The sequence below is a fragment of the Methylobacterium gnaphalii genome (assembly GCF_007992215.1).
GTDB classification, from domain to species: Bacteria; Pseudomonadota; Alphaproteobacteria; order Rhizobiales; family Beijerinckiaceae; genus Methylobacterium; species Methylobacterium gnaphalii.
The window spans coordinates 20986-33202 of the sequence record NZ_BJZV01000015.1; the positions used below are offsets into that span (position 1 = coordinate 20986).

Sequence of the window (12217 nt, forward strand, 5' to 3'; positions counted from 1 at the left end):
GTTCACGCGCAGTAGCGCGAGAGCACCCGCGCGTGCAACCGATGCTCGCTTGCAGGTCAGCGCGGGGCGCGCTTGGCGAGGATCCGCTGCAGCGTACGCCGATGCATGTTCAGACGGCGCGCGGTCTCGGACACGTTGCGCTGACACAGCTCGTAGACGCGCTGGATGTGCTCCCAGCGTACGCGGTCCGCCGACATCGGATTCTCCGGCGGATCGGCTCGCTCGCCCGGTTGCGCCATGAGCGTACCGTGGATCTCGTCGGCATCGGCTGGCTTGGCGAGATAGTCGAAGGCGCCGAGCTTCACGGCCGTAACGGCCGTCGCGATGTTGCCGTAACCGGTGAGCACCACGCCGCGCGCCTCCGGCCGGCGCTCCTTGAGCCGGGCAATGACGTCGAGGCCATTCCCGTCGCCGAGCCGCATGTCGATGACGGCGAAGGCAGGCGGCTCGCGGTCGACCGCGGCGACGCCCTCGGCCACGCTCTCAGCGACCTGGACCTGATAGCCGCGCGCCTCCATGGCCCGCGCGAGCCGGGTCGAGAACGGACGGTCGTCGTCGAGGATCAGCAGGCTGCGGTCGCTGAACGCGGCGAGCGGATCGGAATCAGACAGCACCCCCGCATCGTTTCCGTGGGTCGGCGCGCCGCTGTGACTGAGCATGCGACTATCCTCTTGGTCGGTCACCTAATCTTCGACTTATATGGGTGCGGCGACGCGTTCCGGCAGGGGTCGAACCGAATTGTGCGCGATAAATTCGCCGGCGACCGATCCACGCTCGAAGATGTGCCGCGCCCAGGAAATTCGGGCCACGGCGCCGCGCATGTCGGGGCCTGTGTCATTCGATAGCGCGAGCTGCGCGCCCGATCGCTCGATCAGGGTTTTGGCGATGAACAATCCGAGGCCGAGCCCCGACCCGACGGAGTCGGGCGCCGTCGAGGGGGCCGGGCTGCGGGTGGTAACGTAGGGCTCGCCGGCACGCAGCAGCACCTCACTCGGGAAGCCGGGGCCGTCGTCCCGGACTTCGAGAGAGACCCGGTCGAGCGTCCATCGCGCCTGGATCACCACGCGTGATTCGGCGAAGTCGACGGCGTTATCGAGGATGTTCGCGAGGCCGAACATCACGCCAGGGTTCCGCCGACAGGACGGTTCCGGCCCCTCCCCGCCCTTGACGACCTCGACGACGATGCCAAGAGCCCGTTGCGGTGCGACCAGCTCCTCGATCAGGTGGCCGAAAGTCAGCGTCTGCAGGAAGCCTTCGTCCTCGTCGAGGGAGGTGAGCTTTGAGAGGATCCCGCGGCAGCGATCCACCTGGTCGCGCAGCAATTTGAGGTCGTCGGCAATCGCCAGCGTCGCGCTGGGACCGAGCTGCCGGTCGAGCTCCTTTGCTACGACCATGATGGTGCCCAACGGTGTGCCGAGTTCGTGCGCCGCCGCGGCCGCCAGCCCGTCGAGCTGCGAGAGGTGCTGCTCGCGCGCCAGCACCAGCTCGGTCGCCGCAAGCGCCTGGGCCAGCTGTCTCGCCTCTTCGGCGACGCGCCAGGCATAGACACCAGTGAACGCGGTGCCGAGCAGGATCGCCGTCCAGACGCCGGACACGTAGAGAAACGGCAGTTCGATGCGCCCGTCGGCGAACCAGGGCAGCGGTTGGTGCACCAGCGCCAGCAACGTCGCCAGCCCGATCGCGAGCATGCCGAGCGCCAGGGTCCGCTCGGGCGGCAGGGCAGTGGCAGAGATAAGCACGGGCGCGAGGAACAGCAGCGAGAACGGGTTCTGCAATCCCCCGGTGAGGAACAGCAGCGCCGCGAGCTGCACGATGTCGAACGCGAGCAGCAGCGCGGCGGAATCGTCGCTGAGCCGGTAGCTTGCGGGAAAGCGGATCCGAAGCGCCAGGTTCAACCACGACGAGATCGCGATCACCAGGAAGCACCAGCCGAAGGGCAGGCGCAGGCCAAGCCCGAACTGCGCGCCGAGCACCGCAGCGCTCTGCCCGGTCAGGGCGAGCCAGCGCAGGCGCACGAAGGTGTCGAGCCGGAGATGCCGCGCGTCGTTCACGACGGATCCGCTGCCCATCTCACTCACGATTGTTCAGATCCCATCGCGCAGCAACCGACCCGTCAACGCCGGTGCAGATCAATCCGGGAAGAGGATGGTACACCGATTGGTTCCCGGGACAGGAGTTTGCCGAAAAGATCAATTCTGCCGGGCGCCGTCGATTGTTAAGACGCGTCGGTACACGTGCGCACAAGGGAAGTCGTCATGGACCTCGCCTACGCTTGGTACGAAGCGATGAGGGCGATGCTGGCGCCGGCTCGCGTTGCCGCGGACATGACGCGGCACGGATTGGAAAACCCAGCCAACCCTCTGGCCTACTCGCAGTATTTCCGGCCGGTCGCCGCTGCCTGCGAGATGTTCGAGCGCGCAACGCGCCGCTACGGCAAGCCCGCCTTCGATCTCAAGAGCGCGGTGATCGACGGCAACGTCGTACCGGTTTCCGAGCGCGTCGTCTGGTCCCGGTCCTTCTGCCAAGTCATCACCTTTGACCGCGGCTTCGTACGTGGGCCGGCCGAGCCCGATCCGAAGCTTCTCATCGTCGCGCCAATGTCCGGCCACTACGCCACGCTGCTGCGTGGCACGGTCGAGGCCATGCTGCCCAACCATCAGGTGTTCATCACCGATTGGACCGATGCCCGTATGGTGCCGCTGCTCGACGGCGTGTTCGACCTCGACGCCTATATCGACTACCTGCGCGACATCTTCCGGGATCTTGGGCCAGACCTGCACGTCATGGCGGTCTGCCAGCCGGCGGTACCGGTGATCGCAGCCATCGCCCTGATGGAGGCAGAGAATTCGCCGAACATCCCGGTCTCGATGACACTGATGGGCGGACCGGTCGACACACGCCGGTCGCCTACCGCCGTCAACTGCCTGGCGCAGGAGCGCGGCATGAGGTGGTTCGAGCAGAACTGCATCACGGTGGTGCCGCCGATCTATCCGGGCGTGTTCCGGCGTGTGTATCCGGGCTTCCTGCAGCTCTCGGGCTTCATGGCGATGAACCTCGACCGCCACGTCACGGCGCATAGCGACATGTTCCATCACCTTGTCACCGGCGACGGCGAATCGGCGGAGAAGCACCGCGACTTCTACGACGAATACCTCGCCGTGATGGACCTGACGGCGGAGTTCTATCTGCAGACGGTGCAGACCGTGTTCGTGGATCATGCTCTACCGAAGGGCGAGATGATGCACGGCGATACGCCGGTCGACCTCAGCGCCATTCGCCGCTGTGCGATTCTCGCCGTCGAGGGTGAGAACGACGACATCTCAGGCGTCGGCCAGACCAAGGCGGCCCTCGACCTGACGCCGAACCTGCCTGCGGAGCGCAAGGCGTACCACCTCCAGGAGAGGGTCGGCCATTACGGTGTGTTCAACGGCTCGCGCTTCCGCTCGGTGATCGCGCCGCGCATTGCGCGCTTCATCCGCGCCATGGAAGGCAGACAGTCCTCGGGCCGCCACCTGCGGGAGGTCGGCTGATCGTATGGCGTAGCCTGGCTGGAGGATGGCAAGCGCGTGGATGCGCCGCTATGACCAGGCCGGCATCACCCTCTCGGCAATGCGGCTGTCGCTCACGCTTTCGCCCCAGTGTGATGGCCAGCTTTGTACGAAGTTTCGAACGCGGCGAACGGGAGGCCGCAAAGCGACACCATGGCCATCGCGCTGAGATCCATGCTGCTGCGTACGCCCGATCCGGATTTTCTGGAGATCCGGCACGAGGGCGTCGACCTGCACATCGTCCTGCGGCGGCGCCCGACCGCGCGGCGGCTCACGCTGCGGGTCTCGAACGCCACGGGCGAGGTCATCATGACCTTGCCGAGCCGCACTTCCCTGGCGGTCGCTCAGAAATTCGCCGTCAGCCACGGCGGTTGGATCGTGGCACGGCTGGCAAAGGTCCCGGCGCGCGTCACCTTCGAGTCCGGTGCCGACATCCCGTTGCGCGGAGAGGTGCACCGGATCGTCCATCGCACGGGGCGCGCTGCCTGCACCGTCGAGCGGGCCGGCGAGGAGGCGATGATCGTGGTCTCCGGCGACGCCGCCCACCTATCACGCCGGGTCCGCGACTTCCTGCAGCGCGAGGCGCGGCGCGACCTCACCTCCGCCGCCGAGGTCTACGCAGCGCGCCTCGGCGAGCGCCCCAGGCGCATTACGGTGCGGGACACGCGCAGCCGCTGGGGTTCCTGCACGGCGAGCGGCGAGTTGAACTTCTCGTGGCGGCTGATCCTCGCGCCCCCCATGGTGCTCGACTATCTGGTTGCGCACGAGATGGCGCATATGCGCGAGATGAATCACTCGGTTCGGTTCTGGAACCTCGTCGAGTCCGTCTGCCCGAATGTCGACGAGGCCGAGCGCTGGCTGAAACGGTACGGCTCGGAACTGCACCGCTACGGCTGAGGGCCGCTCAGCCCCGGCTGCGCAGCGTCGCCCGGTCGATGATGCGAGGCGCCGGCCAGGCCGGACGCGGGTCCGTGTGACCGGGCCAGAGGTTGCGGGGCGCCACGTTATCGCAGACCTCGCGCTGCCGGAGTACGGGCTGGCCGAGCGAGTCGCGGCGCGTGATCGTCCCGCCCTCGTGACAGAACCCCGCGATCGCCGCCGAGCGACGGCCCCGACGGCCGCTGGACGCAACAGGCGGGTGCTCGATGGTGAGCGGCGCCTGATGGTTCAGCGAGCGCTCGACATAGGTCGTCGTCTCCTCGGGAGGCAGGTATTCCGATTCCTCGAAAGGCAGAGACAGAGCCGACGCACCGCCCGTGCTCGCGAGAAGCAGCGGTGCGAAGATGGCGAGGCTACGGAGCGCTTTGCGGTTCATGGGCGGTTCCGATCGAAGCTTTCGGTCAGGCTTAGATCGTGAAACGGCCAAGCGATAGTCCGGTTCGGCCACACTCGCCGCTGTCGCCGTTTCGGAACGATGGTCTTCGTCCGCGAAAGCCGAAACCGCGCACAGTCTGACGGGTTGGATGCATCCACCGATCTCCGGACCGCTTGACGCTCGTCTCGGCGTCCCGCTTCCATAATTGGGCCGCCAGCCTGGGCGGTGCTCGACGAGGAAGTCATGCCCGCACGCCTCTGGCGCGATTTGAGCACCGTAGATGTGGCTGCGCGCGATATGGCGAGCGCGGTCGCCGTCCTGCCGGTCGCGGCCATCGAGCAGCACGGACCGCACCTGCCGCTCGGCACCGATGAGCTCATCGCCGAGGGCTATCTTGCCCGAGCAGCCGCACTGGTGCCGGATGCTCTCGACATACTGACCCTGCCCGTTCAAGCGGTCGGCAAATCGGATGAGCACGACAGCTTTCCCGGAACACTGACGCTCACCGCCTCAACGGCGCTCTCCGCCTGGGTCGAGATCGGCTCCGGCGTGCACCGGGCGGGCTGCCGCAGGCTCGTGATCGTCTCCTCGCATGGCGGCAACAGCGCCCTGATCGATCTCGTCGCCGGAGAGCTCCGTGGGCGTCTGGGTATGGTCGTCGTGACGACCTCCTGGAACCGGCTCGGCTATCCGGACGGGCTGATCCCCGAGGACGAAATCCGGCACGGCATCCATGGCGGCGCCATCGAGACGGCGCTGATGCTCGCGCTGAGGCCAGACCTCGTCCGCCACGAGCAGGCCGGCAATTTCGAGCCTCGCACGGTCGCGATGGAGCGTGAGTACCGGCTGCTGCGCGCCGGACGCCCCGCGGCCTTCGCCTGGAAGGCCGAGGATCTGCACGCTTCCGGGGCTATCGGCCACGCCGCTCTCGGAACGGCCGAGATCGGCGAGGCGCTCCTCGACCATGGCGCGCGACGTTTCGTGGAGTTGCTGAGCGAGGTCGCCCGCTTCGAACTCTAGGCGGCGTTTTCAGCCGGCGAACACCGCATCGATCTCGCTCTGCCCCATGATCCGATAGCCGCCGGCCTCGAGATCCTGGGGCAGTTCGAGGCCTCCGACCTTGTCCCGGTGCAGGGCCGCGACGTGGTTGCCGATGGCAGCGAACATCCGCCGGACCTGATGGTAGCGGCCTTCGGTCAACGTGAGCGCCGCATGCGTGGCGTCATGCACCTCAAGACGAGCAGGGAGCAACGGACGCTCCTCGCCCTCGAGCATCAACGTACCAGAGGAGAAGATCGTCTCCTCGTCACCCTTCAGGGGACGTTCGAGCGTCACCTGATAGCGCTTCGGTACATGCGCCTTGGGCGAGATGATCCGGTGGAGGAGCGCGCCGTCGTCAGTGAGAAGCAGCAGGCCGGAGGTCTCCTTGTCCAGCCGGCCGACAGTGGAGAGCGCGGGGTCGCGCCTGCGCCAGCGCTCGGGCAGCAAGCTATAGACGAGCGGGCCGGCCTCCTTGTGCGAACAGGTCACCCCGAGCGGCTTGTGCAGGAGGAGCGCGAGGCCCGGCAGCGGGTCCAGGGGCTCGCCGTCGATCGACATCCGCGCCGGCAAGCCGGGTTCGAGGGCAATGCGCCCGGCCGCGTCTCCGACCGGCCTGCCATCGAGGAGCACGGCGCCCGCACGGGCCAGCCCCTGGATCTCGCGCCGGGAACCGTATCCGAGATTCGCCAGCAGCTTGTCGAGGCGAACCGACTTGCCGCTGCTCACTTGCGTGCCTCGTAGACCTTGTAGCCTCCTTCGGAGGCGATCGGGGTCACGCTGCGGAGGGCAGCGCGCAGGGGCGCTTCATAGGGCAGATGCGCGTTGGCCGTGATCCAAAGCGTGCCGCCGGGCCGCAGCGCCTCGGCTGCGCGGGCGATGAAGGCTTTGCCGAGCGCCTGATCCTCGGCGCCGCCGTCGTGGAAGGGCGGGTTCATCACCACGAAGTCGAGCCGCGCGAGGGCGGGCTCGCGCTGGCGCAAGTCCGCCCAAACGATGCTGGCGCGTGGGTCTTCGACGTTGCGGCGCGCCATCTCGACCGCACGCCGGTCGATGTCGATCATCGTCAGGCTCGACACGGTCTCCGAATGCAGCACGGCGCGCGCCAGCACGCCGAGGCCGCAGCCGAAATCGGCTCCCTGTCCGGAGAACTTGGGCAGATGCCGGAGCAGCAGGTCGCTGCCGGGGTCGATCCGGTTCCAGGAGAAGATCCCGGGTTGCGTGCAAAGCCCGATATTGTCGATGTGACGCGATCGGCCCTCCTCGATCGCGTCGTGCAGGCCGTCGAGCGAGTCGGGCCGCGAGACCGTGCAGATGCGATGGTGGCGCCGTGCCTCTTCCGAGACGCCGCAGCCGAAGCCGGCGAGTTCCTTGGCCAGCCGGCTGCCGCCCTTGTCCTTCGGCGCGAGCGCGACCAGCGTCTCGCCGGGAGCGAGGGCGCGCAGGGCCAGAGCCAGGGCGTATCGGCGCTCCGCCGTTCCCGGAGGCGCGAGCACGATCGCGGGCCCCCGCGCCGCGGCGGGACGATGATCCTCAAGGCGGGCCGAACCGGGGATCAATGGCGAGACTTGGAGAGCGTTGTCGGGAATGTCGATCAACTCGCCCGACGGTAGGCCATAGAGGACGGGCCGCGCCGTCTCGGCGCCGGCCGCCTGGTGCTTCGTGGAAGGGTCCGGGTTCATCGTGTCTGCTGATCGGTGTTGGCGAAAGGGAGTTGCCTTGATGTGCGCGCGTACCCGGTTGCCTCAACTCATCGCTGCGTCTCGCTCTTTGCCGGCGTGCCATACACACCGTCATCCGCGCTGTTCCCAGCACGGTTCCCGATCCTTCGGGGATAACCTGCCTTGTGCACGGAAGAATCGGGGCGGACGCCACCCCTTATAGCCGATGCGCGATGGCGGGCATGAGATCGCGGTGGTCGGCCGACATTCGGGTCGCGATGGCACGACAAGCCATGCGCCGACGCCACAACCGGCCTTCTCGGCCGAGGGGCGTCAGCCTCGGGGGAATTCCAATCCCATCTCGCGGTAGCGCGCAGGGTCGTCAGCCCAGTTCTCACGCACCTTTACGTGCAGGAAGAGGTGGACCTTGGTTTCGGCCACCTCGGCGATCTCTCGCCGTGCTGCCTGCCCGATTGCCTTGATCGTCTGGCCGTCCTTGCCGAGGACGATCGAGCGCTGGCTCTCGCGCTCGACGAAGATCGTCTGCTCAATACGCACAGACCCATCGGTCTTGATCTGCCACTGATCGGTCTCGACGGTGGAGCGGTAGGGCAGCTCCTCGTGCAGACGGTCGTAGATCTTTTCCCGCGTGATCTCGGCAGCGAGCATGCGGAGCGGCGCGTCGGAGACCTGGTCCTCCGGGTACAGCCACGGGCTCGGCGGCATCCTGGCGGCGAGCGCCCTGCGCAGGTCCGAGACGCCGTCGCCCTTGAGCGCCGAGATCATGAAGGTGTCCTCGAAGGGCGCCTTCGCGTTCACGGCCTGGGCCAGTTCGAGCAGCTTCTCGCGGGCGATCAGATCGATCTTGTTGAGAACGAGCAGCTTCGGCCTCTTCACCTCAGGCAGACGTGCCAGGATCGCCTCGACCTCCTCGTCGATGCCCTTCCGCGCGTCGATCAGCAGGCAGAGCGCATCGGCATCGGCCGCGCCACTCCAGGCCGAGTGCACCATTGCGCGGTCGAGACGCCGCTTGGGCGCGAAGATACCGGGGGTGTCGACCAGGATGAGCTGAGCGCTGCCCTCCATGGAGATGCCGCGCACCAGTGTCCGCGTCGTCTGCACCTTGCGTGAGACGATCGTGACTTTGGCGCCGACGATGGCGTTGACCAGCGTCGACTTGCCGGCATTTGGCACGCCGATGAGGGCGACGAAGCCAGCGCGGGTGTCCATCGGGACCAGCGCCGGCGCGTCGGGCTCATGGTCGTCGTTTGCCGTCATTCCTGTCCGTCCTGCGCGGCGTCCGAGGCGCCAATGCCCTCGCGATCGAGGATGCTCTGGGCCGCCTCTTGTTCCGCGAGCCGTTTCGAGCCGCCGCGTCCGAAGCCCGGCTCGATGCCCGACACCCGCACGGCGATGGTGAAGACCGGAGCGTGGTCCGGGCCGGAGCGCTCTGCAACCTCATAGACCGGAATCGGCAGGCTTCGCGCCATGGCCCATTCCTGCAGGGCTGACTTCGCGTCGCGCCCGCGCGGCGCCGCAGTGTCCTGCTCGGGCCGGAACGCAGCCTGCACGATCGCCTTGGCCGGAGCGTAGCCTGCGTCGAGAAAGACCGCGCCAAGGATCGCCTCGCACACATCGGCCAGGATGGTCTGGTTGCGACGGCCGCCGCCCTGGATCTCGCCTGGGCCAAGATTGAGATGCGGGCCGACCTCCCAGGCCTCCGCGACGGAGGCGCAGGTTTCGCGGCGCACGAGGCCGGCGAGCCGGCGCGACAGCTCGCCCTCGTCGGCCTGCGGGAAGGCCTCGTAGAGCAGTTCGGCCACGGAAAGGCCGAGGACCCGGTCACCCAGGAATTCGAGGCGCTGGTAGCTGCCGACGCGGTCGCCGCCGGCCTTGCTCACATGGGTCAGCGCCCGCGGCAGCAGATCGCGATCGGCGAAGCGGTGGCCGATTGCGGCTTCGAGGACATCGATTGCAGGTTTCGGGCGGTGCGCACGTCTGGAACGGCTCGACGCCCGCCCGTCTCCGCTCGCCGTGGGTTTGGTCTCGGCGGTCACATCAATGAATCGCGGAGAAGATGCGCTTCCAGCGAACGTCTGCCGGCCAGCGCCAAACCTGCCAGGCCGGCGTACCCTCGTCGATCGAGAAGAAGATCATCTCGGCGCGGCCGACGAAGTTCTCGAAAGGCACGTAGCCGACGCTCGACAGATCGCGCGAGTCGGTGGAGTTGTCGCGATTGTCGCCCATCATGAAGAAATGGCCGGCCGGTACCGTGTACAGCTCGGTATTGTCCCAGAAACCGTGGTCGCCATCACGCTCGACCACGCGGTGCTCCACACCGCCCGGAAGCGTCTCCATGTATTGCGGCACCTTGGTCGGCTGGCCGAAGGCGTCGGTGGTTTCGTAATCGGCGATCTGCTCGCGCTTGACCGGCTTACCGTTGATGTTGAGCACGCCCGCGATCACCTGGATCTTGTCGCCGGGCAGGCCGATGACGCGCTTGATGTAGTCGGTGGAGTTGTCCTTCGGCAGCTTGAAGACGGCGATGTCGCCGCGCTTCGGCTCGGCGCCCCAGACGCGGGCATGGTACTCGCCGGGCAGGTACTCGGAGAGCGGCAGCGAGTATTTCGAGTAGCCGTAGGAGTATTTCGATACGAACAGATAGTCGCCGATCAGCAGTGTCGGCACCAGCGAGCCCGAGGGGATGTTGAACGGCTGGAACAGCAAGGTGCGCACGACGAGGGCAATGAGCAGAGCCTGAATGCCGACCTTCAGCGTTTCGCGGATGCTCGTCCAGGTTCCGGCTTCGGGTTCGGACACCCGCGCCTGCTGCTTCGTGTCGTGATCCACGCGCGCCTGTTCCATGTCGTTGGTTCTGAGGCTCCCGGCCGGTCTCCGCAACGGCCGCGCCTGCGGCCGGCGCTGTGGCGGCGGTGTGCGGCGGTCTAGACCAAGCCGAGCCCCCCGGCAACGCAGGGTCGTGCCAGCTACGGACGCGGTGTGCCGGAGGGCACCGCTTCGATGATCACAAAGGCTTGTGCGAGGGGCGGATCGTCGGTCAACGAGATGTGGACCCGCGGCTCGTAGCCCTCGGGCATCATCTCGCTCAACCGCTCGCTCGCGCCGCCGGTGAGGCGGAGAGTCGGCTTGCCGCCCGGGAGGTTCACGACCTCCATGTCGCGCCAGAAGACGCCGTGGCTCATACCGGTGCCGAGCGCCTTGGCGCAGGCCTCCTTTGCAGCGAACCGGCGCGCATAGCTCGGCGCGCGAGCAGCACGCGCATCGCATTTGGCCCGCTCACCGTCGGTGAAGACGCGCTGGGTGAAGCGATCTCCGAAGCGATCAAGGGAGGACTGTATGCGCCGGATGTCGCAGAGATCCGAGCCGATGCCGAGGATCATGGGAGGCGCCTCTGCCGGAGCGGTGGCGATCACCGCGGAAACGGTACCGTCCATGGCCCAACCCACACCCGCCGTCGAGTTCGACGAGACCGAGGGAAGCAGGGCATGTCGATGAACCGTCAGCTTAAGGTGATCCGCTGAGCCAGGAGGGCAACAGTCTCGGATCAGGCACGTGCTAAAAAGCGGAGCCGGCGGAGAGCATTCCCGATCGCTCCGAGCCGGCACCTCAGGCCCCACAGCCTCGCGCTTGCGGGGCTTTTTTCGGCCCTAACTACCGCGCTCGCCGATCGCCACTGGGGAATGATCGGTACCGACGAGCGCGGCAGGCCAGCGTTCATTCGAGACCGGCAGCTGCATCCTACCGTACGGCTCGACCGCGTCCAGCACGCGGCCGCCGCCACCCCGCCAATGACCACGGCTTTTTTGCTTCGCCTCCCCTTGCTGGCGTCGCCAGCTGGGCCGTTCAGTGCGGGCGGGCTCGATCCATCGCCGCGCGCATGTCACGAACGGCTCGCTGCAACCCGACGAAGATGGCCTCGGCGATCAGGGCATGGCCGATGTTCAGCTCCCGCAGTTCCGCCAGACCAGCAACCGGACCGACGCTGTCCAGCGTCAGCCCGTGGCCGGCATGGACCTCGAGGCCGAGGGTCATGCCGTAACGTGCGGCCCTAGCGATCCGCTCGAACTCCATCCGGAGCCGTGCCTCGTCACCGGCAATATGGGCCTCGCAATAGCTGCCGGTATGCAGTTCGACGACGGGCGCGCCGAGCGCGAGGGCGGCCTCCATCACGGCCTCGTCCGGCTCGACGAAGAGGGAGACGCGGATCCCAGCCTGCCCCAGCGTGGCGATGCGCGGCGCGAGATGCGCGCGGCCACCGATGATATCGAGGCCGCCCTCGGTCGTGCGCTCCTCGCGCTTCTCGGGAACGAGACAGGCGGCGTGCGGGCGGTTGGCGAGCGCGATGGCGACCATCTCGTCGGTTGCCGCCATCTCCAGGTTCAGCGGGACCGGCAGGTCCCTCAGCGCGGTGATGTCAGCGTCGCGGATATGGCGCCGATCCTCGCGCAGATGCGCGGTGATCCCATCGGCGCCGGCCGCCACGGCCTCGCGGGCTGCCCGAACCGGATCCGGATAGGCTCCGCCGCGCGCGTTGCGCACGGTCGCGACGTGATCGATGTTGACGCCGAGCCGCAGCGGCTTCGGCGAAGTGGACGGAGACGCGGACACGGGACACCTCTGCCGGCAATCGACGG

The 12217-nt window shown here is 67.4% G+C and carries 13 protein-coding genes; 3 read left to right on the forward strand and 10 right to left on the reverse strand.

Features of this window, described 5'->3' with window-relative positions; translation table 11 throughout:
- Positions 1-56: 56 nt before the first annotated feature.
- Complete coding sequence (locus MGN01_RS14065; protein WP_147047342.1) at positions 57-659, reverse strand: ActR/PrrA/RegA family redox response regulator transcription factor; 603 nt, start codon at positions 657-659, stop codon at positions 57-59.
- Between the two features lie 36 nt (positions 660-695).
- On the reverse strand, positions 696-2069 hold the full coding sequence (locus MGN01_RS14070) for an ActS/PrrB/RegB family redox-sensitive histidine kinase (RefSeq protein ID WP_147047568.1): 1374 nt from the start codon (positions 2067-2069) through the stop codon (positions 696-698).
- Between the two features lie 186 nt (positions 2070-2255).
- On the opposite strand from MGN01_RS14070, the gene MGN01_RS14075 reads away from it, so the two are divergent.
- Both MGN01_RS14075 and MGN01_RS14080 read left to right on the forward strand, forming a co-directional pair.
- A complete protein-coding gene (locus MGN01_RS14075) occupies positions 2256-3530 on the forward strand; it encodes a polyhydroxyalkanoate depolymerase (RefSeq protein WP_147047344.1) in 1275 nt (424 codons plus the stop codon).
- Positions 3531-3713: 183 nt separating this feature from the next.
- Positions 3714-4445: a M48 family metallopeptidase gene (locus MGN01_RS14080; RefSeq protein WP_147047570.1), complete on the forward strand. Its 732-nt coding sequence runs from the start codon at positions 3714-3716 to the stop codon at positions 4443-4445.
- 7 nt (positions 4446-4452) lie between these two features.
- Here the strand turns inward: MGN01_RS14080 and MGN01_RS14085 are convergent, their stop codons facing one another.
- Positions 4453-4863 carry a hypothetical protein gene (locus MGN01_RS14085; RefSeq protein ID WP_147047346.1) on the reverse strand — a complete coding sequence of 137 codons (411 nt, stop codon included), beginning with the start codon at positions 4861-4863 and terminating at the stop codon, positions 4453-4455.
- 243 nt (positions 4864-5106) lie between these two features.
- On the opposite strand from MGN01_RS14085, the gene MGN01_RS14090 reads away from it, so the two are divergent.
- Positions 5107-5883, forward strand: coding sequence for a creatininase family protein (locus MGN01_RS14090; protein ID WP_147047347.1), 777 nt, complete (start codon positions 5107-5109; stop codon positions 5881-5883).
- Between the two features lie 9 nt (positions 5884-5892).
- Here MGN01_RS14090 and MGN01_RS14095 read toward each other — a convergent pair whose 3' ends face one another.
- From MGN01_RS14095 to MGN01_RS14125, 7 genes are all read right to left on the reverse strand, one after another.
- Positions 5893-6630: a pseudouridine synthase gene (locus MGN01_RS14095; protein WP_147047349.1), complete on the reverse strand. Its 738-nt coding sequence runs from the start codon at positions 6628-6630 to the stop codon at positions 5893-5895.
- Complete coding sequence (locus MGN01_RS14100; RefSeq protein WP_147047351.1) at positions 6627-7583, reverse strand: class I SAM-dependent methyltransferase; 957 nt, start codon at positions 7581-7583, stop codon at positions 6627-6629. The genes MGN01_RS14095 and MGN01_RS14100 overlap by 4 nt, the downstream gene beginning before the upstream one ends.
- Positions 7584-7895: 312 nt before the next feature.
- On the reverse strand, positions 7896-8840 hold the full coding sequence (era, locus tag MGN01_RS14105; protein WP_147047353.1) for a GTPase Era: 945 nt from the start codon (positions 8838-8840) through the stop codon (positions 7896-7898).
- On the reverse strand, positions 8837-9619 hold the full coding sequence (gene rnc, locus MGN01_RS14110; protein ID WP_147047355.1) for a ribonuclease III: 783 nt from the start codon (positions 9617-9619) through the stop codon (positions 8837-8839). The genes era and rnc overlap by 4 nt, the downstream gene beginning before the upstream one ends.
- A gap of 1 nt (position 9620) precedes the next feature.
- Positions 9621-10427, reverse strand: coding sequence for a signal peptidase I (gene lepB / locus MGN01_RS14115; RefSeq protein ID WP_147047357.1), 807 nt, complete (start codon positions 10425-10427; stop codon positions 9621-9623).
- A 122-nt stretch (positions 10428-10549) separates the two neighbouring features.
- Positions 10550-10963, reverse strand: a complete 414-nt coding sequence (gene acpS / locus MGN01_RS14120) for a holo-ACP synthase (protein ID WP_147047572.1) — start codon at positions 10961-10963, stop codon at positions 10550-10552.
- Positions 10964-11426: 463 nt separating this feature from the next.
- A complete protein-coding gene (locus MGN01_RS14125) occupies positions 11427-12191 on the reverse strand; it encodes a pyridoxine 5'-phosphate synthase (protein ID WP_174804593.1) in 765 nt (254 codons plus the stop codon).
- Between the last annotated feature and the right edge of the window lie 26 nt (positions 12192-12217).